This is a genomic window from Geminicoccus roseus DSM 18922 (assembly GCF_000427665.1).
Taxonomy (GTDB): domain Bacteria; phylum Pseudomonadota; class Alphaproteobacteria; order Geminicoccales; family Geminicoccaceae; genus Geminicoccus; species Geminicoccus roseus.
Map to the genome: position 1 here is coordinate 1302409 of NZ_KE386572.1, position 25147 is coordinate 1327555.

The 25147-nt window shown below is 66.8% G+C and carries 18 protein-coding genes and 1 pseudogene; 2 read left to right on the forward strand and 17 right to left on the reverse strand.

Features of this window, described 5'->3' with window-relative positions; genetic code table 11:
- Nucleotides 1–133: 133 nt before the first annotated feature.
- The 10 genes from fabI to GEMRO_RS0107345 all read right to left on the reverse strand — a co-directional run bounded on the left by fabI (nucleotide 134) and on the right by GEMRO_RS0107345 (nucleotide 11303).
- Nucleotides 134–913, reverse strand: a complete 780-nt coding sequence (gene fabI, locus GEMRO_RS0107300; protein ID WP_027133467.1) for an enoyl-ACP reductase FabI — start codon at nucleotides 911–913, stop codon at nucleotides 134–136.
- A complete protein-coding gene (locus GEMRO_RS0107305; protein WP_027133468.1) occupies nucleotides 913–2109 on the reverse strand; it encodes an acetate/propionate family kinase in 1197 nt (398 codons plus the stop codon). The genes fabI and GEMRO_RS0107305 overlap by 1 nt, the downstream gene beginning before the upstream one ends.
- Nucleotides 2106–3065, reverse strand: coding sequence for a phosphate acetyltransferase (locus tag GEMRO_RS0107310; RefSeq protein ID WP_027133469.1), 960 nt, complete (start codon nucleotides 3063–3065; stop codon nucleotides 2106–2108). Before GEMRO_RS0107310 ends, GEMRO_RS0107305 begins: the two co-directional genes overlap by 4 nt.
- A gap of 17 nt (nucleotides 3066–3082) precedes the next feature.
- A complete protein-coding gene (locus tag GEMRO_RS0107315) occupies nucleotides 3083–3514 on the reverse strand; it encodes a hypothetical protein (protein ID WP_027133470.1) in 432 nt (143 codons plus the stop codon).
- Between the two features lie 33 nt (nucleotides 3515–3547).
- Nucleotides 3548–5827 carry a DUF3141 domain-containing protein gene (locus tag GEMRO_RS28215; RefSeq protein ID WP_051328794.1) on the reverse strand — a complete coding sequence of 760 codons (2280 nt, stop codon included), beginning with the start codon at nucleotides 5825–5827 and terminating at the stop codon, nucleotides 3548–3550.
- 473 nt (nucleotides 5828–6300) lie between these two features.
- Nucleotides 6301–7119 carry a polyphosphate kinase 2 gene (gene ppk2 / locus GEMRO_RS0107325; protein WP_051328795.1) on the reverse strand — a complete coding sequence of 273 codons (819 nt, stop codon included), beginning with the start codon at nucleotides 7117–7119 and terminating at the stop codon, nucleotides 6301–6303.
- A gap of 192 nt (nucleotides 7120–7311) precedes the next feature.
- On the reverse strand, nucleotides 7312–8415 hold the full coding sequence (locus GEMRO_RS28220; protein WP_205624925.1) for an FUSC family protein: 1104 nt from the start codon (nucleotides 8413–8415) through the stop codon (nucleotides 7312–7314).
- Nucleotides 8416–8482: 67 nt separating this feature from the next.
- Nucleotides 8483–9619 (reverse strand): HlyD family secretion protein, encoded by a 1137-nt coding sequence (locus tag GEMRO_RS0107335; protein WP_322100057.1) that lies wholly within the window; start codon nucleotides 9617–9619, stop codon nucleotides 8483–8485.
- Nucleotides 9620–9756: 137 nt separating this feature from the next.
- Entirely contained in the window at nucleotides 9757–10197 is a 441-nt protein-coding gene (locus GEMRO_RS0107340; RefSeq protein ID WP_027133473.1) for a potassium channel family protein, read from the reverse strand.
- Nucleotides 10194–11303, reverse strand: coding sequence for an AI-2E family transporter (locus tag GEMRO_RS0107345; protein WP_035484896.1), 1110 nt, complete (start codon nucleotides 11301–11303; stop codon nucleotides 10194–10196). The genes GEMRO_RS0107340 and GEMRO_RS0107345 overlap by 4 nt, the downstream gene beginning before the upstream one ends.
- Nucleotides 11304–11459: 156 nt before the next feature.
- Here GEMRO_RS0107345 and GEMRO_RS35195 point away from each other — a divergent pair.
- Nucleotides 11460–11668, forward strand: a pseudogene (locus tag GEMRO_RS35195) (IS481 family transposase); the annotation flags it as partial.
- Nucleotides 11669–11832: 164 nt separating this feature from the next.
- Complete coding sequence (locus GEMRO_RS0107355; RefSeq protein WP_027133476.1) at nucleotides 11833–13956, forward strand: two-partner secretion domain-containing protein; 2124 nt, start codon at nucleotides 11833–11835, stop codon at nucleotides 13954–13956.
- Nucleotides 13957–14697: 741 nt separating this feature from the next.
- On the opposite strand, the gene cysG is transcribed toward GEMRO_RS0107355, so the two are convergent.
- The 7 genes from cysG to GEMRO_RS0107390 form a co-directional block, all read right to left on the reverse strand.
- Nucleotides 14698–16176, reverse strand: a complete 1479-nt coding sequence (cysG, locus tag GEMRO_RS0107360; RefSeq protein ID WP_027133477.1) for a siroheme synthase CysG — start codon at nucleotides 16174–16176, stop codon at nucleotides 14698–14700.
- Nucleotides 16148–18805, reverse strand: a complete 2658-nt coding sequence (locus GEMRO_RS0107365; protein ID WP_027133478.1) for a nitrate reductase — start codon at nucleotides 18803–18805, stop codon at nucleotides 16148–16150. Before GEMRO_RS0107365 ends, cysG begins: the two co-directional genes overlap by 29 nt.
- Before the next feature lies 1 nt (nucleotide 18806).
- The gene (gene nirD / locus GEMRO_RS0107370; protein WP_084507735.1) at nucleotides 18807–19139 is read right to left on the reverse strand and encodes a nitrite reductase small subunit NirD; all 333 of its coding nucleotides are present in this window, start codon (nucleotides 19137–19139) and stop codon (nucleotides 18807–18809) included.
- A 5-nt stretch (nucleotides 19140–19144) separates the two neighbouring features.
- On the reverse strand, nucleotides 19145–21595 hold the full coding sequence (gene nirB / locus GEMRO_RS0107375) for a nitrite reductase large subunit NirB (RefSeq protein WP_027133480.1): 2451 nt from the start codon (nucleotides 21593–21595) through the stop codon (nucleotides 19145–19147).
- Between the two features lie 18 nt (nucleotides 21596–21613).
- Nucleotides 21614–22888: an MFS transporter gene (locus tag GEMRO_RS0107380; RefSeq protein WP_027133481.1), complete on the reverse strand. Its 1275-nt coding sequence runs from the start codon at nucleotides 22886–22888 to the stop codon at nucleotides 21614–21616.
- 312 nt (nucleotides 22889–23200) lie between these two features.
- Nucleotides 23201–24469, reverse strand: coding sequence for a CmpA/NrtA family ABC transporter substrate-binding protein (locus GEMRO_RS0107385; protein WP_027133482.1), 1269 nt, complete (start codon nucleotides 24467–24469; stop codon nucleotides 23201–23203).
- Nucleotides 24466–25068, reverse strand: a complete 603-nt coding sequence (locus tag GEMRO_RS0107390; RefSeq protein ID WP_027133483.1) for an ANTAR domain-containing response regulator — start codon at nucleotides 25066–25068, stop codon at nucleotides 24466–24468. Before GEMRO_RS0107390 ends, GEMRO_RS0107385 begins: the two co-directional genes overlap by 4 nt.
- Nucleotides 25069–25147: the final 79 nt, after the last annotated feature.

Here is a 25147-nt window from a genome sequence, read left to right on the forward strand (position 1 = left end):
CAGGAATGGCTTGGCCGGCCTGGCATCGCACTGCATGACTCTCAACACCAATTGGTCCTTTGGCTGCTTGCTTCAGCCCAGCTTGGTTGAGGTGGAAGATACCCCTCAGGAACAAGGCTAGAGCCAATCGGCTTCAGTCGATGATGTGGTAGCCGCCGTCGACATAAAGGGTCTCGCCGGTCATCAGCTTCGCCGCGTCTGTGGCGAGAAAGGCGGTGGTGCGGCCGACATCCTCCACGGAGACCAGCGACTGCATCGGCGCCTTGGCCTCGGCCTTCGCCAGGAGTTCGTCAAAGTCGGCGATGCCGGACGCAGCGCGTGTCTTGAGCGGTCCCGGCGAGATCGCATGCACGCGGATCCCTTTCGGGCCGAGTTCGGCTGCCAGATAGCGGGTCGCCGCCTCCAGGGCGGCCTTGACCGGACCCATCAGATTGTAGTTCTCGACCACCATCTGCGACCCGTAATACGTCATGCAGAACAGCGTGCCGCCGTTCTTCATCAGCGGCTCGGCGAGCTTGGCCATGCGAATGAACGACCAGCAGGACACCTCCATGGCGGCAAGGAAGCCGTCCCTCGAGCAGTCCACCACCCGGCCCTGCAGGTCGTCCTTCGGCGCGAAGGCAATCGAGTGCAGCACCACGTCGAGCTGTCCCCATTCGGACGCCACCCGCTCGAACACTGCCTCGACCTGGCCCTCGACGCGCAGGTCCAGCGGCATGACGATCGAAGCTTCGAGCTGCCTGGCGAGCGGCTCCACATGGGGCAGAGCCTTCTCGTTCAGGTAGGTGACGGCCACCTCCGCCCCCAGCCCGCGCAGGGCCTTGGCGCAGCCCCATGCGATCGAGCTCTCGTTGGCGATGCCGGTCACCAGCGCCTTGCGCCCTTCCAGCGACACGATGGGGATCGGGATCATCACGCTAGTCCTTTCGCCCTGCGGAGCACCGCCAGCGTGTGCCGGGCGATCATCTGCTCTTCGTCGGTCGGGATCACGAAAGCCGGGATCCGGCTGTCTGCCGCCGTGATCAACGGCCCGTGCGCGGCGTTGCGCTCCGGGTCCAGCCGCACGCCCAGCCAGGCGCAGCGGGCCGCGATGGCCGCACGCACCGGCACCGCGTGCTCTCCAATACCGGCGGTGAACACGATGCCATCGATTCCGCCCATGCTGGCGCCAAGGGAGGCGACCGCCTGGCTGATCCGGTAAACGAAATAGTCGAGCGCCAGCCGGGCCTGCGGCTCGTCGGAGGCCAGAAGGTCGCGGACGTCGTTGCTGCCTCCGGAAAGGCCCATGAGCCCGCAGTCATGGTAGAGGAGGTGCTGGATCGACGCAGCGTCCTGGCCCTGCTGCATCAGGTAGAGCACGACACCCGGATCGAGCTGGCCGGGCCTCGTCCCCATGGGCAGGCCATCCAGAGCGGTGAAGCCCATCGTGCTGTCGACGCTCCTGCGGTCCATGAGGGCGCAGGCCGAGCAGCCGGATCCGAGATGCAGCGCCACCACGCGTCCGCCCGCGACCGTCGGCGCGATCTCCGGCAATTGGACCGAGATATATTCATAGGACAGTCCGTGGAAGCCGTAGCGTCGCACGCCCTCCTGATAGAGGGCCTCCGGGATGGCGAAGCGATCGGCAACTTCCGGATGTCCACGATGAAAGGCAGTATCGAAACAGGCCACTTGCGGCAGATCCGGCCGCCGCGCCCTGATCGACCGGATCGGCGCCAGATTGTTCGGCTGGTGCAGGGGTGCCAGCGGCGAAAGCCTTGCGAGCCGCTCGATCAACCCGTCGTCCACCAGCATCGCCGTGGCGAAGTCCGGTCCGCCGTGCACCACTCGATGACCGACCGCCACCGGTAGCTCGCCCAGATGTCCGAGCAGCCAGTTCCCGAGCAGCTCCTGGGCATCTTCCAGACTGGCGACCCTGTTCCCAGGATAGGTTTCCTCGTGAACCGGCTGCCGGTCCGCGTCCGCCACGACCAGACGCGGATGCCGCCCGCCCACACCATCGATCTGCCCTTTGAGGCGGCGGATCAGAAGGTCGCCCGATCCCAGGGCGAACAGCTGGAACTTGAGGCTGGAACTGCCGGCATTGAGGACCAGGATCGTGGCGCTCATGCGTTCACCGACTGGCGCTGGGCAAGATGGTGCGCATAAAGCGGGGCCACCGCGCAGGAAGCCAGGCGCGTGCGCACATTGTCGGCCCGGCTGGTCAGGATGATCGGCACGCGCGCGCCCAGCACGATCCCGGCAGCATCCGCTCCAGCCAGGAAGGTCAGGTTCTTGGCCAGCATGTTGCCGGCTTCCAGGTCGGGAACCAGGAGGACCTGCGCGCGGCCGGCGACCTCGCCACCGATCCCCTTGATCCTGGCCGCCTCCGGGCTGATCGCGTTGTCCAGCGCCAGCGGCCCGTCCAGGTGGCCGCCCACGATCTGGCCCCGTTCGGCCATCTTGCACAGGGCCGCCGCCTCGATCGTGCTCGGGATCTTCGGGTTGATCGTCTCGACCGCGGAGAGGATCGCGACCCGCGGCGTGCCCAGCCCCAGGCCGAGATGAAGGTCGATGACATTGCGTGCGATATCGGCTTTGGTTTCCAGGTCCGGGAAAATGTTGATCGCGGCGTCGGTGATGAACAGCAGCTCTGGGTAGGTCGGCACGTCCATGATGAAGACGTGGCTGATCCGCCGCTCGGTGCGCAGGCCGCAATGCTTGTCGACCACCGCGTGCATCAGCTCGTCGGTATGCAGGCTGCCCTTCATCAAGAGCTGGGCCTGGCCCTCTCGTACCAGCTCTACCGCCTTGGCGGCCGCGGCGTGGCTGTGCGGGACGTCGACCATGCGGAAGTGGCCTATCGCGAGCCGCTCCACCTCCGCGACCGCTCGGATCTTCGCCTCCGGCCCAACCAGGGTCGGGACGACGATATCCTGCTCGGCTGCCTCGACCGCACCGGTGAGCGAGGCCGCGTCGCACGGATGCACCACCGCGCACGCGACGGGCGGGATCGAGCGGGTCGCCTCGATCAGGCGCTCGTATTTGTCGTGCCTGGTGGTTCGCGGGCGCGGCTGCTCGGCCATCGCCCCAGCCTCGATACTCACCAGCTCAGAAACAGGCCGATGTCGCCCGGCATGCCGCCAGGGAACGACAAGACCTCCACACGTGCCTTGTAGCCGAGCGGTTGCAGATGCTCCTTGTAGAACTCCATGGCGGTCTTGGCGCGGCCCTGAAGCGTGGCCTGCCAACCCTCCTCGAAGTTGTTGATCGCCCGGCCGCCGTCCGTGCAATAGCTGGATGGAAACTGCATCACCTTGATTTCGGTCATGCCCTGTTCGGCGGCATTCCGGACTGCACGCATCACAAGCTCCATCGCGTTGGGACGAACCTTGTCCCACTGCATGAAAGCGTCATGCATTTCGCGCTGTTGCTGCTCGGCCTTCTGCATGCGAGCGTGCAGTTCCTCCATCTTGCGCGTTTCTCCCTCATCGGTGATCCGATGCAGGTCGCCAGGGCGCAACACTTCAGTCATCCTACCGCCTCCTGAACCTCGTCTCTTGCCTGCTCACGAACTGCGGCGAAGTCGGGGCACCTCCACCTCGGTGGTCTCCGTCTCCGCCAGGGGGGTGACGTGCGCCTCGGCTGCGGCGGCCTTCTGCACCGCCACAGGCTGGTGGAGCTTCGCGAAGATCTGCTCGATGACCATCAGCCGCCGCTGCCCCTCCTCTTCGAGCGGGCCGGTCGCTTCAACCATCCGCCGGATATCGGCAATCACAGCCTCGGCCTCTTTGTCCGAGGCTTTCCCCAGCAGACGCGGCAACGTGGCCAGGGCCGACTCGGGCTCGATCAGGAGCATCAGGTACTGGTCGCGCAGAAGCGTCTTGAACTCTGTCAGGCTCATGTCGCCGCCGCGCTCCGCGCGCATCCGCCGGAGCAGGTTGAAGCCACGCTCGTCGGCGACCGCGCCCGGCAGGCGAATGTAGATCAACGAGCGGACCGCAGCCTCTACCACGCCGCCCTCGGCGATCCTGCCGCGAAGTTCGGCCAGCCGCTGCGCAACAAAGGCGCGATGATCCGAAGCCTCGGCCGGTCGCTGCCTGGGCGGCACATCTGAACTGGACAGCCCGACCAGCGCCTGCAGCAAGGGCGACCCGTAAAGGTTGAGGAAGGTCAGTTCGACCAGATGATCGCGAAGCCAGCCCATGGTCTTCAGCGTCGTTTCGATCTGCGCGCTCGCCGCCCGCTCTGCCTGCAGAAATGGATTGTCGGGCGAGACCTGATGACGATCCTGCCGGACCTGATCAGCGGCTTTCTCCAGCGGCCGGAGCCAGGGATTCCTGTCGGAAAACAACTCGAACTTCAGGCGCTCCGGATGCAGCCGGCGCATCCGCTCGGCCACGGATTCGTCGACCACGGACTGGACCCCGGGCTGCATGAAGGTGCGATAGAGATCGAGATTGATGCGGGAAACGCGATCGACGGCAGCGAAGCGCCGCTCGTCCGCCGGGTCTTCCGCCACGATCAGCCTGATGTCGTCCAGGCTGCGGGCCACGAACCGCAGCAGGTATTTGCCCTCGATCAGCCCGGACTGGTCGCCGTCGGCTTGGTCATGCGGGGTGAGGACCGCCTCGTAGAGGCCGGGCGGCAGCACGTCGATGAAGTCGATGTTGGAGGCGAACTCGTCGTGCTCCTTCTTCGCGACGCTGCCGGAGACGAAGATGCCGAGATGCCCGATGCTCTCGTGAACGGCATAGATGATCGTCTGGCCATGGGCGCGGATGTCGTCGACGTCCCGGTAGAGGTCGGTGATCCAGCCGAGTGCCTGCTGCGGCGGCGTGATGTCGTCGCCCTTCGAGCAGAACACGATGATAGGCGACCGGATCTTGCGCAGGTCGATCTGATCCCCATCGCTCGTCAACAGCTTGCCGGTGGAGAGCTTGTTGCCGACGAACAGGTTGTCGACGATGTACTGCATTTCCTCGGCGTTCAGCAGTACATGGCCGCCCCACCACTTCTCGAAGCCGAGATAGCGCGGCGCCTCGGTGTCGATCTTGGAATAGAGGTTGTACTGCTTGGTCCAGTAGGTGTTGGCCGGATTCAGGCTCTCGAAGTTCCGAACCAGCCAGGCGCCGTCGAAGATCCCGTTTCCAAGATCGCCGGTAAGCGCCGTTAGCCAGCTTCCGCCCAGGATCCCGCCGGTGTAGCGCATGGGGTTCCGGCCATGGACGCCCGCCCAGTAGGACAGCGGCGAGCCTGCAAGGATGATCGGACCGAACAATTCCGGCCGGGTGGCCGCGGCCATCATGATCTGCCATCCCGCCTGGCAGTTGCCGATCACCACCGGTTTGCCATCGGCTTCCGGATGGAGCTCGATCACCTTTGCGACGAAGGCCGCCTCGGCCTTCATCACGTCCTCGACGGTCTGGCCGGGCATCGGGTCTGGCAGGAAGCCCACGAAGTAGCAGGGGTGGCCCGCCTTGAGCGCCACGCCGATCTCGCTGTCCGCCTTGAACCCACCGATCCCCGGCCCGTGCCCCGCCCGCGGATCGACGACAACGAACGGACGCTTCTTCAGATCGATCTCGGTGCCGGAGGGCGGCTTGATCCGCACGAGGCCGTAATTGACCGGCCGCGGCAGGTTCCGTCCGTCAGCCACCAGTTCCGTCCCGAAGCTCAGCACGTGGGGCGCCTGCATGGCCATGTGCTCGTGGTACTGGTTGCCGCGCTGACGCAGCACGTCCGCGAACAACAGGCTACGCTCCCAGGCGTCGACCCAGTAGGAAGCAAGATCAGCCCAATTGGGCCGTGGCAACAGCTCGGCGTTGTTGGCTGAATCCATGCTCATGCTCATGCTCTCAGCAGCGTGCTTTTATAGTGATTGCAGGGTCTTGAAGAGACCAGCGAGTCAAAAGAACACTGTCAGCGCACCCTGCCAGCAGGGCATGGCTAATGATACAGGCAGCGTCATGCCACCATGTTTCTGTCATACATCAGCAATCCGAAACTTTCATTTCAGCCGCTGATACGCAACCACGGTAGCACATGTTCGCTTGCGTTCAATAGGAATATTCTATTCAACGTGAGGATTTGATCTTGTTCGAGAATCATGAAGGAATGCGACCGACGCACTTGGCGATCTTCCCACCAACCTTCAGCCAGCCTGGAGACCAGTTGCTCCAGAGACCATATTGGCGCGAACTCCGGTACCCGGCTTTTCAGAAGGCTCGATGGTGGATGCCCGCAGTGCCCTCGTCACCATCAAGGTGCCACGCTCCCTCAGGAGGCCGCCCATGAGGTCCCGTCCGATCGTGGAAAAGGTCAGTATTTGTGCGGCACGAAGCGCCAGGCATAGGCCGGCTCCACGTAACCCTTGGGCTTTTGCCGGTCCGGGAGGACCACCTTGTCCCGTGGGATCTCCTGGTAGGGGATCTGCGAGAGCAGGTGGCTGATGCAGTTCAGGCGGGCGCGGCGCTTGTCATTCGCTTGAACCACATGCCAGGGGCTTTCATCGGTGTCGGTCGCCTGGAACATGGCATCGCGCGCCCGGCTGTAGTCGTACCAGCGTTTGTGGGATTCCAAGTCCATCGGGCTGAGCTTCCAGACCTTGCGCGGATCGTCGATCCGCTGCTTGAACCGACGGGTCTGCTCCTCCTGGCTCACCTCGAACCAGTACTTGATGATCTGCAGTCCGCTGGCGATCAGGCTTGCTTCGAACTTCGGCACGCTGGTCAGGAAGCGTTCGTACTGCTCGTCGCTGCAGAACCCCATCACCCGCTCGACACCAGCCCGATTGTACCAGCTTCGGTCGAACAGGGCGATCTCGCCGCCAGCCGGGAAGCGCTCCACGTAGCGCTGGCCGAAGATCATGGTCTTTTCCCTGGCACTCGGCGCCGGCAGAGCCACCACGCGAAACACGCGTGGGCTCACCCGTTCGGTGATCCGCTTGATCACCCCGCCCTTGCCGGCCGCGTCGCGTCCTTCGAAGAGCACCACGATCTTAGCCTTGCTCTCGGCCAGCCAGAGCTGAAGCTTGACCAACTCGCCCTGCAGCCGCGCCAGTTCCTTCTCATACTGCTTGCGCGGCAGCTTTTCGTACAGCGGGACAACCTCAGTGACGTTCTTCTTGGGCTTGGCCATCAGTGTCCTCCCGAGGGAATCTACAGTTTTCTCTTTGCACATGGTGGGACTGCGCGCAAGCGGACGGTCCTCTGGCCCCTCGCCTCGCGGCGGTCAAAATCCCGACTTGCCGCAGCCTGCAAATGTTCCTAGAAAGAATGAACCTATCAAAATAAAGCATAGGACTAAGCCCTCTACACCAACGCAACTTTCTTAAGTTGATTGATCGGCCTGGACTGGTTGTTTTCTCGTCCGCTGCCGCCGGGATCGCGCCCAAGCCGCAGCACGGGCCATGTAGCCGCGCAGGACTCCTGCCCGTCGACCACGCCTCGGCGAAACCGGAGGCAGACTGGACGAGCCGACCGTCGTCTCTTGCCAGCGCCACAGCACCGCGATCATGCAGAACGTGTAAACGATCGCGAACAGGATGTAGCTGATACGGGTCATGAACGATTCAGGCGTGCTCGCAGGCAGTGGCGAAATGCCAAGGCCGAAGAGAATCAGAAAGATCGTGAGCGCTCCTCCGAAGATCTTCCCGGATCGGGGATCGGTCGCGGCCCGTCCACCGAACAGGATACCCACCAGAAGAACCGTGAGGAACAGAAGCCAAAGCGTCGGCTGTACTTCCACCAGCGCGAAGGCCGCGGAGGCTACGACACCGCCAAGCAGGTTGACGATCATCAGGCCGAGTGCCGTCCGCAAGCTCTCGGCCGGATCCAGTTGGCCGAGCAGCGACGCTACGGTGATGGGGATGACGATCGCGGTCGAAAGGCGGTCGCTGGACAGGCACAAGGCGACGATCGCGGTGAGGATGAACGTGCTCACCAGGGCCTGGCGAGTGGGCGATTGCTCGGCGGCAGGCGCCCTTGGCACGGGAGGTCCGGGCTGCTCAGGATCGGGGAACAGGGCATGCATGGCCCAGGACAGGATCACTCCCCCCGCAGCCGCGTAAGCCAGAACGAGCATGAAGGGCTCGCCAAGATCGCTCCTCAGGATCTCGAGGAGTGGCACGATGATGGCAATGATCTGCACGAGCACCGGCGCAGAACCCGCTTTCTTGCGGGCCAGGAGCAGGAAGCATCCGAGGTAGACCAGCCAGAGGACCGGCAGGAGCACAGCCGGGCGATCGCCGAGAAGAACAGTGAGGGTTTCCATCACTTGGCCGGCAACGACGATCAGCAGGAACATGCCGAGGCCCTGCACGGGGCTCAGCGGCCGCCGGTGGGAGACCAGGAACTGGACCGCGAACAAGGGTGCCAGGAAGGGCACCGGGCTGCCGGCTGCTACCGCGAGCGTCATGCCCGCCGAGGCTGCCACGGCGATACGCCATCCCTGCTGTCGAACGTGCCGACGCTGGCTCGATGGCTCGACCTCAATCGCCCGGTCAGCTGACATAGGTCAGGATGGAGATGAGCCGGATCCAGAAGGCCCCAAGGCTGTTCATGACCGGGTTGCTTCCCGTATAGATCACGACGTTGACTTGCGATCCGTAGCGCGGACCCAAGGGTCGCGGTCCGTCCAGAACCAGGCGGACCAGGAAGCGCTGGGGCTCACGGATCCAGCCCGATGCTTCGCGCACTGTAGGCAATCCGCGGGACGCCTTATCCGCATCTTCGGCCACGCCCCAGCCAATGCTCTCGACTCGTGCCGTGAACAACCGGCCGGGCAGGGTGTCGAACAGCACCTCCGCCGGATCGCCAGCCTGAATATGCTCCAGGCTGTTCTCTTTGAACGCCGCCGAAATCCAGACCGTTGCAGTATCGATGAACGTCAGCGCCGGCTGCCCAGGACTGACCACCTGCCCAACCGCAAGCTGGAGATTGGTGATCACGCCGTCCGACGGAGCGACGACCACGGTATGGGCCAGGTCCAGCCGGGCCTGCTCCAGTGCCGCGAGCGCCTGCCGGAGTTCCGGATTGTTGTTGCCCGCGGGGCCCAGCTGCTGCCTTGCTTCCTCCAGGTTGGCCTCGGCGCGGGTGGCTGCGGCCTCGGCAGTATCGAAGGCGGCCTTGGCCTGGTCATAACGTGCTTGCGCGTAGACGCCCCGCTCTACCAGCTGCATGACCCGCTGCGACTGTTCGCGAGCAAGATCCAGGCTCGCCCGGGCCTCGACCACCTGCGCCTGCGCTGCGTCGACCGCCGATGTATTGGCCCCGATCGACTGCCCGACCTGGTCAAGGCGAGCTTCTGCATCGGCAACAGCGATCTCATACGGTCGAGGATCGATGCGGAAGAGAACTTGCCCGATCTCGACGCGGGCGTTGTCGACGACGCTGACCTCGACGACCCTGCCACCCGCCTCCGGAGCCATGGGCACGACATAGGCCTGGACGACCGCCTGCGATGAGGATGGGGCGCTGCGCTCCATCATGACAGACACCGTGAACAGGACAGCAATTAGGAGAACGACAAGAAGCGCCATGCGTCGCAAGGGGTTTTGCTGACGGACCTCGGCCGGGCGGCTCGCGGGCGTGACGGCTTCAGTATCGTCGACGGAACGCTCAGTCATTTCAGGAACCATCTGATCCATGCGTCATCGGCGTCAGGGCAGCATCGAATCTTGTTCGGCGCCAGGCCAGCAAGCTCCAGCAACGGAAACGATCCGGCTCCGGCTTGAGGGGTATCGAGACGGCTGGATAGCCCGCTGGCCGGCACGACCTACTTGGCCTCGATGCGCGCATGCCGCTTCGCGACAGCCTGCTGGATCGCAGCGATGAACACGGCCGTGGTGATCCCGAACATCATCAGGCCATTGGCTGCCTGCAATGGCCCAAGCAACCGTGTAGGGCTGTCAAGCACCACGTCGCCATAACCAAGCGACGTGAATGTCACCCCCGAAAAATACACCGCGGCCTCGAAGTCGTCGAAAGAACCCAGGACGATGTAGAACAGGGCCCAGCACATGACCTGAAGGATATTGCCGAGCATCAGCAAAATCATCAGAGTGGAGAAATGAACAAATATCGCCCACCAGGGCTGCAGCCCGGGCGATTCATTGGCATTCCTTGCGAAATGGCGAACGGCTATGACGGATGAACACGCCTGGATCGCAAGGCAGATCGACATCGCCACCAAGCCGAACACCAGGTGCACGATCACGGCGCGGGACCATCGATCTGCGCTGCGCCATCGACAGGGTGCTGGCGCATCCATTCCATGAGCAGCACGTAGCCGACAGCCAGCAGTACGGGCCCGACGAACAGGCCGAGAAGACCGTCGACGAGCATGCCGCCGATCACACCGATCAGGATCACCGGCATGGGTACTTCCAGGCCGCGGCCGAGCATCAATGGCTTGAGAACATTGTCGCTCAGGCCGGCAACAAGGGTCCATACCGCAAAAATGATGGCCGGCGTCGTTGCTTCGGTCACGAACACGTATCCGATGACGGGAAGTGTCACCAGTGTCGCCGGCACCTGGATGATGCCCAGGAACAGTATGGCAAGCGTCAGCAGGCCGGCTGCCGGCAGGCCGATAATGAAGAAGGCGATCCCGACCAGGAGCGACTGGATGACGGCCACGCCGATGATGCCTAGCGCCACCCCGCGAATCGTGGCCGCCATCAGCGCAACCAGGCGGGTGCCGCGCGCTCCGCTGCCTGTGACATGTCCCATCAGGCGCTGGGCGAAGTCGGCGGCGCCCTTGCCGTAGGCGACGAGCACTGTGCCGATCACAAACGAAATGACGAATGACAGCTCGCTGGCGGCCAGCCCGCTTGCGAACGACACCAGCCACCTCGCGCTGTCCCTCAGCATCTGGCCGTGCTTGGCGAGCACGGCCGGGATGTCCGTCGCGACGAGCAGCCAGGCCTCCGTCAACTTGCCGCCGACGAGCGGAACGTCCGCGAGCCGCGGCGGGGGTGGCGGCACGGTCAGACTTTGGGTCTGCAGGCTCGTGATGAGCGAGTACAGGGAAGAACCAAGCGACGTCACCACGATGACCATCGGCACCAGCAGCACCGCCACCCCGAACATCCCGATCAGCAGCGCCGACCAGCCATTGCCGAGCCTGGCGGCCAGGCGGAGATGCAGAGGATACAGCATCACCGCCAGCATCACGGCCCAGAGCATCATGCTGGTGAATGGCAGGACGATCCGGCTGCAGGCATAGACAAGCAGGGCGAGCAGCCCGATCCGGAGGGAGACATCGATGAGGCCCGGCCGTGAAGACGCCGGTTCAGAACCGGGCGTGCTCAAGTTTATCATGTCATCCTCACTGTCTGCGGCAGCGACCCTGTGGACTTGTTCGGACTGGAGTTTTCCATGGCTTTATGCGGCCGGTGAAGGTTGTCGTCGATCCTTCGTGCCTCTCCGGTGATGCGGCCGGCCGGCAAGCCCATGGAGACGCAACAGTTTGTGAGCTCAAGGCAGCCTCAGGCGGCGGTGACGGTGCTGCACGATGATGTACTGCCGCTCCATGCGAAGCTCGGTCTGCCAGTCTCCGCGGTACTCATGACGATGGGCGGGAGTTCTATGGCACCGGGCGGCCTTCCTGCGAACGCTACCTGGCCCTGAACGAGGCTCCGCGCCGGACGACCAGGGTGCGCACGCCGCGCACCAACGGCATGATGCCGGAAGAATTATTCCTGCCGGCGACCGCGGGAAATTGTCGAGCAAGTCGTCAGACAATGAGGTTGGGAGGACAGATAAACGCTTCCGCGCAACTCCCGATTGGCTTGGAGAGGTCGCTTTCCGCCGTTAGCCTGTGGTCCGGCGCTGTCCTGGGGACATCCGGATGCGAACTCCCTTCACGATCGGCTTCCTGCTGTGCCTGGTCCTGCTGCCGCCGTCGCGGGACGCGGTGGCCGAGGTCGTGCTGGACGGGTCGGTCGGCAGCCGTGGCCGGCTGACGCTGAATGGCCAGGACATCCGGATCACGCCGGACATGGGCACGATCCGGGGCGGCAACCTGTTCCACAGCTTTGACAAGTTCGGCGTGGCCAGGGGCGGCGCGGTGACGTTCGAGGGGCCGCAGGGCATCGACAAGGTGGTCGGCCGCGTGACCGGCCCGGAACTCTCGCAGGTCCATGGCATCCTGCGCTCGACCGTGCCGGGCGCAGCCTTGTGGCTGCTCAACCCGAACGGCCTAGTGGTGGGCAGGCAAGCGACCATCGACGTGCCGGGCTCGCTGCATCTGTCGACCGCGGACGAACTGCGGTTCGAGGATGGCAGCACGTTCAGCGCGCGGGACCCCGCCGGCAGCACGCTGACCGCGGCCGAGCCTCGGGCCTTCGGCTTTCTCGGTGGGCCGATCGGCCAGCTGTCGCTCGAGGCACCGGAATTGGTGCGCGATTCCGAGTTCTCGTTCACCTCGCTGACCGGCGGCGCCGTGACGCTGGACGGCACGACCGTCGTCACGCAAGGGCCGATGCTCATCGCAGCCCAGGCCAGCGCCGGGGAGATCCCGGTGGCCAGCGCGGCGGCTGTCCCGCGCGACGGCACGGTCTCGATCCGCAACCGCTCCCAGGTCACGAGCTACCTGTTCCTTCCCGATGAGATGCTGCGGATCGAGGGCGGGCAGATCACCATCGATACTTCCGGCCTCACGGCCGTCTCGACCGGCAGCATCGGCCTGGAGGCTACGCCGACCCTCTGGCTTGCTGGCAGGAGCGTGCGTGTCGACGGCGGCGGCGACCTGGCCTTCGGACAGATCTTGACCATGGCCGACGGCTTCGACCGGGCGCCCTCGATCATCATCGGGGGCGCCAATATCCTCCTCACCCGGGCGGCCGCCTACAGCCTTGCGTCGGAGACGGGATCCTCGGGCGAGGTGATCCTCAAGGGTGATCGAATCACGATCGCCGACGGCAGCGTGGTCGGCAGCCCGAGCACAGGGGCCGACACGCCCGGAAAGGGTGGCCGGACCTTCATCGTGGCGGACGATGCGCTCGTACTGACCATGGGCGGGCAGATCCTCAGCTTCACGGAAGGATTGGCGGACGCAGGCGATGTGGTGCTGCGGGTGGGAGACCTGACGGTCAGCGACGGCAGCATCGCCACCAGCAGCAACGGCGGAACCGGACGCGCCGGGAAGATCGAGATCGTGGCAGGCGGTGGCGTGTCTGTTGGTGGCGAATCCACCCTGAGCGCCTTCACGATCACGGAGGCGCCGGGCGGCAGCATCCAGATCTCAGCGGATACGGTCGATGTCGCCGGACGCGGCAGGATCACGACGTCCACCGAAACCGGCGGCAATGCCGGCAGCATTTCCATTGAGGCGCGGAACGTGCGCCTGCAGGATGAGGCCCTGGTTGATTCGCTGTCCACGGGAGCGGGCATGGCAGGAGCCATCCGGATCGCCGCCTCCGGGGAGATGAAGCTGGACGGGGGCCAGGTCGCGACCACCGCCGCGCCCGGCTCCGGCGGAAGGATCATGCTCCTGGTCGGCGACCGCCTGATCCTGGAGAACGGTGCCGGAGTGGCAACCCGGATCGAAGGCGGAGCGAGCGGCGAGCGGGCCGGATCCGTGACGATCACCGGAATGGAGGGCGGCGAAGCCGGACCCGTCGTGCTCGGCACGACCGCATTCATCATCGCCGATGCGCCGAATGTCGGGGATGGCGGCACCATCCGGATCGCCACCAAGGGCCTGATCGCCGGGCCCGGCCAGATCGATGCCTCGGCGCGACAGGGCAATGCCGGCATGGTCGCCAGCACCGCGCCGCAGACCGACATCGTGTCGAGCTTCGCCGGCCTGGGCGCCCAGGTGGCGCCGGCCGACCGGCTGCTGGCCTCATCCTGCGACGCGCGGGAGGTTGCCTCCAGCCTGGTGGTCGGTGCCGTCCAGGGTGGGGAGCCAGCCTTCGATCCCGACCGGCCGCTGGGCAGTCCGCAGCACGATGGCGCGTGCAGCCGCTAGATCGGGCTGGAAAACAGGTTCGAGACGGAACAAGACGGCCCTGCACGTTCAGCAGATCCGCGGCCGCTGCTCGCCGCTCAGCATGTCGATCACCCGCATGCCCCTCAAGGGTCCGCGACAGAAGACCTCGCCGGCGGTCGGTTCTCGATCCGGCCGATGACCGTCGCGCTCGCCGGCACGCCGCGGGTGAGATCGCGCAGGCCGCTAGCTCTAGGCAGCCTGGCCCAGGGCGATGTTGTCGTTTGGGCGAAACGCGCAGGTGCCAGAAGGGTTCGCACCCTACGGCGCGCAGCACACCCGCAGCGACAGAGCCGGTACCGGCCGCCGTCCTGCTCGTCGGTCCATCCACGTGGCAGATTCTCGACCGGTTCGATGTCATCGTATGCGTCCGCCCGATCCCGCAGGATCGGATCGACAACTCGGAAGCCACGCCGACGGAGGACCGGCAGCAAGTCCCGCAATCCGTCGAGTGTCACGATCGCGGTGGATGCGCCATTTCGTCGACCTGCTCCCATGAGATCTCCCTTCTGATCAGCGACCGTTCCCTGCCGAGGGCGATCCGGCTTTTCCCTTCGACCTTGGCACGATTGCCGGCCAAAGCAGCAAGGAATGCGGCTCGACCCGCTCCCTTTGCCAGGCCAGAATAGGCCCAGGCTGTCCTGGAAAGCCATCAGCCGGACCTCCTGGGCAGCGATCGGCAAGAACCGCCATGCCTGCCAGCCGCTCCGGCAAAAGAGCGGCTCAGGCTTGGCGTTGGACCAGACCATCCGGTTGATGGAGACCGGCCGACCTTCTTGCGCCAAAAGCCGCCCCCACCCCGATGATCACCGGGCCGGTCCCCTTGACCTCCGCCATCGTGGCCGCGAGGCTGCCGAGGGTGCAGTGCCACAGGCGCTGGTTCGGGCGGCTCACCTCCGAAGCGATGGCAGCCGCTGTCCCGCCAGGCATTCCATGGGCGATGAGCCTGGCCACGAGTTCCCCGATGGTGCGGCCGGCCATGTAGAAGATCGTCGTGGTCGAGGGATCCGCCATCGCCTGCCAGTCCAGGTCGTCCGGCAGGCCGCCCGTGCTCGAATGACCGGTGACGAAGCGTACCGACCTTGCATGCGCCCGGTGCGTGAGCGAGATGCCCATGGTCGCGGCCAGCGCGATGCCCGCCGTGATGCCCGGCACCACCTCGACCGGGATGTCCTGGGCATCGAGCAGGGCGATCTCTTCCCCGGCACGGCCGAAGATCATCGGATCGCCGGACTTCAGCCGCACCACATGCTTTCCGGCCCTTGCCAGCTTCAGCATCAGCTCGTTGATGTCGTCCTGCCGGCAGCTCGGCCGGCCGCCGCGCTTGCCGACCAGGATGCGCTTGGCCTCGCGCCGCGCCAGTTCCAGGACCCCGTCCGAAACCAGGTCGTCGAACAGGATCACGTCGGCCGACTGCAGGGCGCGCACCGCCTTGAGCGTCAGGAGCTCGGCGTCGCCGGGACCGGCGCCCACCAGCGTCACCCGACCGGTGCGCGGAATGCCGGCGCTGCCGATCCGCTCGATGTCGCGGTTGAGCGCCGCCTCGTCCGTTGCGGTCGGGGGCGCACCGAAGGCGCGGTCGACGAAGCCTTCCCAGAAGGCGCGGCGCCCAGCACCCGGCTCGAGACGCTCGTTCAGCCGGCCGCGCAGCCGCTGCGCGAGGCCTGCCCAGGCCTGCAGCGCGTGGGGCAGCAGCGTCTCGATGCGCCGGCGGATCGCCTGGCCGAGGATCGGTGCGGCACCCTCGGTCGAGATGCCGACCACCACGGGTGAGCGGTTGACGATCGAGCCGAACATGAAGTCGCAGAACGCGGGCTGGTCGATCACGTTGACCGGCACGCCGGCAGCACGCGCGGCGCCGCGGATCGCTTCCGCTTCCGCCTCGCTTGCGGCATCCGCCACGACCACCGCGGCCGCGGTGAAGCCCCCCGCCTGCCAGGATGCATCGATGTGGACGAGCGCACCAGGCGGCACGCCGCCGCTAAGGATGCGCCGGAACTCGCCGCTCAACGTGTCTGCCGGGGCATGGACGTGGACGATGGCGCCGGCCGCCGCGAGCAGCTCGGCCTTCCAGGCCGCCGCGTCGCTGCCGCCCACCACCACGGCCCGCTTCCCGCGCAGGCCCAGGAACACCGGCAGGACGGACAGCGGCGCCATACGCGCCGGGGCGTGGTCACTCGGCTGCCTGGAGACGATTTGCATCGATGATCCCCTTGATCTCGGCACGGCAGGAGCCGCAGTTCGTTCCGGCCTGGAGCGCCTCGCCCACCGCCGCGACGGTGGCGCAGCCGGCGCGCACGGCGCCGGCGATCTGGTTGGCCCCGATGCCGAAGCATGAGCAGACGGTGGCGCCGCGGTCGGCGACGCCGCGGCCGGGCCGGCCCGCCACCACCGCAAGGCGCGCGGCGCCGCTGTCGAACGGGACGGCGAGCTGGTCGACCGCCCAGGCGCGCGACACCGCCACCGGCTCTTGAGCCAGGAACAGCGCACCCAGGAGGCGGCCCCCATCAAACCACGCGAAACGCTGCTGGCCTGCCTCGGCATCGTGGTAGGCGAGGAAGTCGGCGTCCTGCAGGCAGCCGAACAGCCGCTCGGCCAGCAGGCGGCCCTCCATCCTGGCATCGCCGTGGGCAAGCTCGACGCGCCAGCCGCCACTGCAGCGGGCAAGCGCCCAGTAATCCCAGTCGAGTGCAGCCGGTCGTTCGCGCAGGACGGCGAAGCCGTAGCGGGCGGCGGCGAAGCGCTCGATTGCCACCGCGACATGCTTGGAGGCCGGCTGGCCGGAGACCGGGTCTGTCAGGGCCGGCACCAGCGTGTCGATGCGTGCCCGCGCGGCGAACTGGTCGGTCCAGTGGATCGGCACGAACACCGAGCCCGGTGCCTGGCGGTCGGAGAGCAGGGCGCGCACCAGCACGAAGTCGTGGCCGGCCGACACCCGGACGATGTCGGCATCCGCGATGCCGTGGCGGGCCGCGTCCTGCGGGTGGATCTCCGCGAACGGTTCGGCCAGGTGCTGCGACAGGCGCTGGCTTTGGCCGGTGCGGGTCATGGTGTGCCACTGGTCGCGCACCCGGCCGGTGTTGAGGACCAGCGGGCACGCCTGGCTGGTGCGCCGCACCCCTGCGGGCGGGGTCGGCACCAGGCGAGCCCGGCGGTCGGGCGTGAAGAAGCCGCCGTTCGCGAAGAAGCGCGTTATCGCCGCGGCCTCGCCCGTGCGGCGCGGCCACTGGAACGGATCCATCCGGTCGAAGGCGGCCCGGTCGATGCCGGCGCAGGCGCCGATGTCGAAGGCGCGGCTGTTGTCGTTCTCGAACGCGGAAAGCCTGGCATGTTCCGCGAAGATCGCGGCGGGCGAGGCGTAGGCGAATGCGGCGCCAAAGCCCATGCGCGCCGCCACGTCGCAGACGATCCGCCAGTCCGGCCGCGCTTCGCCGGGCAGCGGCAGGAAGGCGCGCTGGCGCGAGATGCGGCGCTCGGAATTGGTGACGGTGCCGTCCTTCTCGCCCCAGGCGGCAGCCGGCAGGCGCACATCGGCATGGCGCAGCGTGTCGGTGCGCGCGGCCACGTCCGAGACCACCACGAATGGACATTCCCGGAGCGCCGCCTCGACCAAGCCCGCTTCCGGCAGCGAGTCTACCGGGTTGGTGGCCATGATCCAGAGCGCCCTGATGCGCCCGGCCGCGACCGCCTGGAACATGTCGACCGCCTTCAGCCCCGGCCGCGCCGCAATGGTGGGCGAGCCCCAGAAGCGCTGCACCCGCTCGCGGTGCGCCGGGTTCTCGATCTCCATGTGCGCCGCCAGCATGTTGGCGAGCCCGCCCACCTCGCGGCCGCCCATGGCGTTGGGCTGCCCGGTGACCGAGAACGGCCCCATGCCCGGCCGGCCGATCCGGCCGGTGGCGAGGTGGCAGTTGAGGATGGCGTTGACCTTGTCGGTGCCGAGAGAGGACTGGTTGACCCCCTGGCTGTAGACGGTGACGACCTTCCGGGTGTCGGCGAACAGCGCGTAGAACTGCCGGAGCAGGTCCGGGGCGAGGCCGGTCCAGGTTGCGACGTCGGCCAGGCTCGCGGTGCGCGCTGCCGCAAGCGCCGCGTCCAGCCCGGACGTGTGCGCTTCGACAAAAGCCTGGTCGAGGGCACCCTGGTCGGCGAGCCAGGCCAGGAGGCCCGTGAACAGCGCCACGTCGCCATCGGCGCGGATCGGCAAATGCAGGTCGGCGAGGTCGGCGGTCATCGTCCGGCGCGGGTCGACCAGCACGACCCGCAGTTCCGGCCGGACGGCCTTGGCCGCGGCGATGCGCTGGTAGAGCACCGGGTGGCACCAGGCGAGGTTGGAGCCGACCAGCACGACCAGGTCGGCTTCCTCCAGGTCGGCATAAGTGCCGGGCACGATGTCGGCGCCGAACGCGCGCTTGTGGCCGGCGACCGAGGACGCCATGCATAGGCGCGAGTTGGTGTCGATGTTGGCCGAGCCGATGAAACCCTTCATCAGCTTGTTGGCGACGTAGTAGTCCTCGGTCAGGAGCTGGCCCGAGACGTAGAACGCCACCGCATCCGGGCCGTGCGCCGCGATCGTCCGGGTGAAGGTTGTCGCCACCAGGTCGAGCGCCTCGTCCCAGCCGGCGCGCCTGTCGCCGATCTCGGGGTGGAGCAGGCGCCCGTCCAGGCCGGCCGTCTCGGCCAGCGCCGAGCCCTTGGAGCAGAGCCGGCCGAGATTGGCCGGGTGCGCCTCGTCGCCCTGGATGGCCAGGGCACCGTCGGCGGCGACCTTCGCCACCACCCCGCAGCCGACCCCGCAATAGGGGCAGGTCGTCCGGACCGCTTGCTCCATCTCAGGCCGCCCGGACCTGCTGGGCCTCGACCTGGATGAGCAGCCGGCCCGCCTCGACCCGCACCGGGATCGTCGGCACCCGGCCCTCGTCGGCGCCCATGGCCTCGCCGGTTTCCAGCGAGATGACCATGTTGTGCAACGGGCAGGTCACGGCCGCGCCGTGCACGATGCCCTGGCTCAAGGGGCCGCCCTTGTGCGGGCAGCGGTCCTCGGTGGCGAACACCCGGTCGTCGGCGGTGCGGAACACGGCGACCCGGCCGCTTGGCGTCATCACGCAGCGGGCGCCGCGGCGCGGGATGTCGCCGATCGACCCGATCTCGATCCATTGCAGCATGATGGTCACTCCGCCGCCTGCGCGTAGCCGATCGACGCCATCGGCTTGAACTCGTGCTTGTCCTTGCCGGAAACGCGCTCCGACCACGGGTCGACCTGGGCGAACTGCTGGGAGAACACGAAGCGGTCGTAGTAGGCCCGCCGCCGTTCCTGGTCGTCCAGCACCTGGCGCCTGATCTCGTCGACGCCGATGCGCCTGGCCCACTTGTAGATGCGCTCCAGGTAGCGGGCCTGCTCGCGATACATCTGCACCAGCGCCACGATCACCTCGAGCGCCTCGTCCTCGGTCTTCACCAGGCCCAGGACCTCGGTGCCCTTGATGTCGAGGCCGGCCGCACCCGCGAAGTGGATCTCGAAGCCAGAATCCACGCAGACCACGCCCACATCCTTGCAGGTCGCCTCCGCGCAGTTTCGCGGACAGCCGGAAACGGCCATCTTGACCTTGGCCGGCGTCCAGGAGCCCCACATGAACTTCTCGATGCGGATGCCGAGCCCGGTGGAGTCCTGGGTGCCGAACCGGCACCAGTCGGTTCCGACGCAGGTCTTCACCGTGCGCAGCCCCTTGGCATAGGCGTGGCCCGAGACGAAGCCGGCCTTGCCCAGGTCCGCCCAGACGGCCGGCAGGTCCTCCTTGCGGATGCCCAGCATGTCGATGCGCTGCCCGCCGGTGACCTTGACCGCCGGGATCGCGAACTTGTCGACCACGTCGGCGATGGCTCGCAGCTCGGTGGAGCTGGTCATGCCGCCCCACATGCGCGGCACGACCGAATAGGTGCCGTCCTTCTGGATGTTGGCGTGGACGCGCTCGTTGACGAAGCGCGACTGGTAGTCGTCGGCGTATTCGTCCGGCCAGTCGCAGACGAGGTAGTAGTTCAGCGCCGGGCGGCACTTGGCGCAACCGCACGACGTCCGCCATTCCAGCTCCTGCATGACCGCCGGAATGGTCTTCAGCCCCTTGGCCTTGATCAGGCGGCGAACATCGTCGTGGCCGAGCGCCGTGCATCCACACATCGGCTGCACGGCGGCCGGGTTGTAGCGCTCGCCGAGCGTCAGCTTCATCAGCTGCTCGACCAGGCCGGTGCAGGAGCCGCAGGAGGCGGACGCCTTGGTGTGCGCGCGCACATCATCAAGCGAGGCCAGGCCCTTGGACGCGATGGCGCCGGTGATCCTGCCCTTGCACACGCCGTTGCAGCCGCAGATCTCCGCATCATCCGGCAAGGCTGCAACGGCCGCCATAGGGTCCAGGGGGGTCCCTCCCTGGTAGGCCTGGCCGAAGATCAGCGTGTCGCGCATCTCGGAGATGTCGACTGCCTTCTTCTTCAGGTCGTTGAACCAGGCGCCGTCGCCGGTCTCGCCGAACAGGACCGTGCCGATGATGCGGTTGTCCTGGATGACCAGGCGCTTGTAGACGCCGGCCGCCGCGTCGCGGAGCACGATCTCCTGGCGGTCGTCGCCATCGGCGAAGTCGCCCAGCGAGAACAGGTCGATGCCGGTGACCTTGAGCTTGGTCGGCGTGTCGCTGTGCACGAACCCGCCGGCATCGCTGCCAGCGAGCGTGCCGGCGGCGATGCGCGCCATCTCGTAGAGCGGCGCCACCAGGCCATAGACATGGCCGCCGACCTCGGCGCACTCGCCGATTGCCAGCACGTCCGGATCCGAGCTGCGCATGTAGGGATCGACGACGATCCCCCGGGCGACCTCGATGCCTGCCTCCCTGGCCAGGCTCGTGTTCGGCCGGATCCCCACGGCCATGACCACCAGCGAAGCCGGGATGATCGCGCCGTCCGCCAGCTCGACCGCCTCGACGCGATCGGTGCCCAGGATCGCCTTGGTGTCAGCCTTGGTGCGGACCTTGATCCCCCGCTCTTCGACCGCCTTCTGCAGAAGGTAGCCAGCTGCCGGGTCGAGCTGCCGCTCCATCAGGGTCGGCATCAGGTGCAGGACGGTGACGTCCATGCCGCGCGCCTTCAGGCCCGCCGCCGCTTCCAGCCCAAGCAGCCCCCCGCCGATGACCACGGCCCTGCCCCGGGCCTGGGTCGCCAGCAGCATGGCGTTGACGTCGTCGAGGTCGCGGTAGCTGAGCACCCCGGCAAGGTCCCGGCCGGGTACCGGGGGGATGAACGGCACCGAGCCGGTGGCGATCACGAGCTTGTCGTAGGGCTCGATCACGCCATGGTCCGACGTGACGGTCTTCGCCGCGCGATCGATCAGGACGACCTTGTGGCCCTTGTAGAGGGTGATGCCGTTCCGGATGTACCAGCCGTCGCCATGGATGACGATCTGCTCGTAGTCCTTCTCGCCGGAAAGCACCGGCGACAGCATGATCCGGTCGTAATTGACGCGCGGCTCCGCGTTGAAGATCGTGACCTGGTAGCGGTCCGGCGCCTGCTCCAGCAGATGCTCCAGCATCCGGCCGGGTGCCATGCCGTTGCCGACGATGACGATTCTCTCGGTCATGGAGGGATCCTCTGTGCCTCAGGCGGCGAAGTCGTAGGACGGCGTGGGGGCCGCCGCCGGCTGGCGGTTCAGGCGGTTGATGGCGAGCTGCATCCAGGCAAGCGAGGCCAGGATGATGACCAGGAGCAGCAGGAAGCAGCTGGACCACAGGCCGGTCAGGTCCTTGAGCGCGCCGAACGCGATCGGCAGGACGAAGCCGCCCAGGCCGCCCACCATGCCGACCACGCCACCGACCGCACCGATGCTGTCCGGGTAATAGACGGGGATGTGCTTGTAGACCGCCGCCTTGCCCAGGCTCATGAAGAAGCCCAGCACGAAGACCAGAACCAGGAAGACGATCGGGCTGATCGCCAGCAGGCTTGCGCTGGCGCCGCTTGCGGGCAGGCACAGGAGCAGGGTGGCGGCAGCCGAGACCATGAGCGTCATGTACATGACCTTGCGCGCCCCGATCCGGTCGGAGAGCACGCCGCCATAGGCGCGGAAGATGCTGGCGGGGATCGAGTAGCCCGCGGCGATCAGGCCGGCGGTCTTGAGGTCGAAGCCGTAGACGCCCACCAGGTAGCGCGGCAGCCAGAGCGCCAGGGCGACGAAGCCGCCGAACGCGAAGAAGTAGTAGAGCGCGAACCGCCATACCTGGACGTTCTTCAGCGGCGCGAACTCGTCCCAGAATTTCTTCGGCGCGGTCTTCCCCGCCCTGCGCGCCCGGAAGGCCGGGTCGTCGGTGGTCGTGAACCAGAACACGACCGCCATGACGCCAAGCCCGAGCGCCCACAGCACGGCCACGGCCTGCCAGTCCCAGGCAAGAAGAACGAAGGGCGCCAGGAACTTGGTGACGGCGGCACCGACATTGCCGGCGCCGAACAGGCCCAGCGCCGTGCCCTGCTTCTCCGCCGGGAAGAAGGGAGAAACATAGGCGACGCCGACAGCGAACGAGCCGCCGGCTAGCCCCACCCCCAGCCCCGCCAGCAGCATCTGCGGAAAGGTCGTGGCGAACGCCAGGCCGAAGGTGGCGAGCATCGCCGCCAGCATGGTGGCGGTGTAGACGAGGCGTCCGCCATAGCGGTTGGTCCAGACGCCTAGCAGGATCCGGACGAGCGAGCCGGTCAGGATCGGCATGCCCAGAAGGATGCCGAACTCGGTCTCGCTCAGGCCGAGTTCGTCTTTGATGCGCACGCCGATGATTGAGAAGATCGTCCACACGGCGAAGCAGACGGTGAAGGCGATGGTCGACATCCAAAGAGCCCGGGCAGGCGCATCGGCCCGGATCGGATCCAGTTGCTGAAAATCGGCCATGGTGATTGCTCCCGGGCGCGAGGGGATCGCGCGGTGGCATGTCGTTGGAACGACGCAGGCTGCCTGTCGGACGACGCCGCTCCGGCGCTGGAGCGTGCCTGTTCCTGGCCAGCAGCTTTGCTTGGGGGAGGGGGACGCCCGCCGTTGGACGTCGAGAGCAGACCCATGAAGGGTCGGATCCAGCTATGCAAAAGCCGGGCCAAAGAGCGCGGCCGACGAATGGCCTTTTCTAACAGCTAGTTACGGAGTGGGCCCGACCGGGACCTACGGCGACGGTTGCTCAAAGTGCCGCCAACCGCCCCGGCAGGCTGCTCAACGAACAGGCGTGTCCCGTGCTTCGGGCGGTGCGCCCGCTTCATCGGCTTCCCGCTGGCTCTGGATGTAGGCTTCCACCTGATCAGGGTCGAACCGGGCACCGTCGAAGAAGCCGTCCGGCCCCAGCACGAGGCTGGCGCCGCTGGCGCCTACCGGCGTCGCGACCTCCAGCCCGCCCTCGACCTTGGCATTGGCGCCCGGCAGAGCCGCACCCATGGACCGCAGCACCCGCCGGTAGATGTCTGGCCGATAAGTGTCCGCCGCGGTCGCCACGTGGTGGGTCTCGTGCCGGATCTGCTGCCAGCGCACCATCTGGGTGTAGAACCACAAGGCGTGGCTCTTCCATGGGAAGGTGGCTGCCTTGGCGAAGGGAATGAAGAAGTCGGCGACCTGCCTCGTGGTGCCGGCATCCACGCGGATGGCACCCGACAGGGCGGGCTCCAGCCAGGCCGCCGGCACGCCCACATAGCCGGGCCCTGCCAGGATTGCCGCCAGCTCCGGCCGATGGGCCGGTTCGGCGCACCAGGCCGCAGCTTGGTAGACAGCCCGCACCAGACCCGACAACGCATCAGGATGCTGCTCCGCCCATTCCTCCTGGGCGCCCAGCACCTTGTCCGGGCTCGACTGCCAGATCGCAGCCTTGACCGTGGCGATCCGGGCATGGCCACCCGTCACCGCCACGGTGCTCCAGGGCTCGCCTACGCAGAAACCGTCGATCTCGCCCGCTTCCAGAGCCGATGCCATCATCGATGGGCGCACGATCACCGTGTCGATGTCGTGGTCCGGCTTCACCCCGCAGCCGGCAAGCCAGTAGCGCAGCTCGTAGTGGTGCGCCGAATGCGGATGCACCACGGCGAAACGCAGGCGCGCTGCCCTGGCCGCGCGCCGCGCCCGGACCGTCGCCGCCAGGGCGCTGCCGTTGGCGTGAGGATCGAGGTCGGCGCGGGCGCCATGACGGAGCATCTCCTCCCACAGCCGGTCCGCCACCGTCACCGCGTTCCCGCCGAGACCCAGCGCCATCGGCACGATCGTCCGCGACCCCAAAGGCGTCAGGCCGAGATTGCCGGCGATCGGCATCGGCGCCAGCATGTGCGCCACCTGGAAGTTTCCGGCCGCCAGCCGGTCCCGGATGTTCGCCCAGGAGGCTTCCCGCACCAGCGTGAGGTCGATGCCCTCGGCCCTGGCAAAACCCTTCTCCCTGGCGATCACCAGGAGGGCGCTGTCGAGCAGCGGCATGAAGCCGGCCGTGACGGCATGAAGGCTCATGGGCTGCCTCCCTTGTCCAGCAGGCTGGCCGCCGTCACCAGGCTCTGGGCGATCTCCACGATCTTGCGGTTCTGGTTCATGGCCGTCCTGCGCAGGAGCGCATAGGCCGCCTCTTCCGAGCAGCCGCGCGAGTTCATGAGGATCGCCTTGGCGCGCTCGATCAGCTTGCGGTTCTCCAGCTCGCTGCGGGCATCCTCCAGCTCGCGCACCAGCCGGGAATAGGCGTTGAAGCGGCTGACCGCCATGTCGAGGATCGGCTTGACCCGTTCCCGCTTCAGCCCGTCCACGACATAGGCCGAGACTCCCGCATCGACGGCCCTCTGGATCGAGCTGGCATCCGAGCGGTCCACGAACATGGCGATCGGCCGCTGGACCGCCCGCGAGAGCTGAAACATGTTCTCCAGCATGTCGCGGTCCGGGTTTCCCAGATCGATGATGATGACGTCCGGATTGATCTCCGCGATCCGGCGCGCGATCCCGACCATGTCGTGGACCAGCGTGACCTTGTCGTGCCCGGCCTCCCGCAGCCCCGCCTCGATGATCGAGGCGCGGATATGGTCTTCGTCGATGATGAGGACGGCCAGGCCATGCGCGGTCATGCCGGCATCTTGCGCAGCCGAAGCCCCGCTTTCAAATCCAGATTGGCCCGGGCGGCGCGCTGGCGATGCGCCGCCGCCA

Bases quoted from the DNA above. Each gene is read 5' to 3' on its own strand.
- fabI (WP_027133467.1), bottom strand. From the start codon at position 913: ATGATCCCGATCCCCATCGTGTCGCTGGAAGGGCGCAAGGCGCTGGTG.
- GEMRO_RS0107305 (WP_027133468.1), bottom strand. From the start codon at position 2,109: ATGAGCGCCACGATCCTGGTCCTCAATGCCGGCAGTTCCAGCCTCAAG.
- GEMRO_RS0107310 (WP_027133469.1), bottom strand. From the start codon at position 3,065: ATGGCCGAGCAGCCGCGCCCGCGAACCACCAGGCACGACAAATACGAG.
- GEMRO_RS0107315 (WP_027133470.1), bottom strand. From the start codon at position 3,514: ATGACTGAAGTGTTGCGCCCTGGCGACCTGCATCGGATCACCGATGAG.
- GEMRO_RS28215 (WP_051328794.1), bottom strand. From the start codon at position 5,827: ATGAGCATGGATTCAGCCAACAACGCCGAGCTGTTGCCACGGCCCAAT.
- ppk2 (WP_051328795.1), bottom strand. From the start codon at position 7,119: ATGGCCAAGCCCAAGAAGAACGTCACTGAGGTTGTCCCGCTGTACGAA.
- GEMRO_RS0107335 (WP_322100057.1), bottom strand. From the start codon at position 9,619: ATGGTTCCTGAAATGACTGAGCGTTCCGTCGACGATACTGAAGCCGTC.
- GEMRO_RS0107345 (WP_035484896.1), bottom strand. From the start codon at position 11,303: ATGATAAACTTGAGCACGCCCGGTTCTGAACCGGCGTCTTCACGGCCG.
- GEMRO_RS0107355 (WP_027133476.1), top strand. From the start codon at position 11,833: ATGCGAACTCCCTTCACGATCGGCTTCCTGCTGTGCCTGGTCCTGCTG.
- cysG (WP_027133477.1), bottom strand. From the start codon at position 16,176: ATGCAAATCGTCTCCAGGCAGCCGAGTGACCACGCCCCGGCGCGTATG.
- GEMRO_RS0107365 (WP_027133478.1), bottom strand. From the start codon at position 18,805: ATGGAGCAAGCGGTCCGGACGACCTGCCCCTATTGCGGGGTCGGCTGC.
- nirD (WP_084507735.1), bottom strand. From the start codon at position 19,139: ATGCTGCAATGGATCGAGATCGGGTCGATCGGCGACATCCCGCGCCGC.
- nirB (WP_027133480.1), bottom strand. From the start codon at position 21,595: ATGACCGAGAGAATCGTCATCGTCGGCAACGGCATGGCACCCGGCCGG.
- GEMRO_RS0107380 (WP_027133481.1), bottom strand. From the start codon at position 22,888: ATGGCCGATTTTCAGCAACTGGATCCGATCCGGGCCGATGCGCCTGCC.
- GEMRO_RS0107385 (WP_027133482.1), bottom strand. From the start codon at position 24,469: ATGAGCCTTCATGCCGTCACGGCCGGCTTCATGCCGCTGCTCGACAGC.
- GEMRO_RS0107390 (WP_027133483.1), bottom strand. From the start codon at position 25,068: ATGACCGCGCATGGCCTGGCCGTCCTCATCATCGACGAAGACCATATC.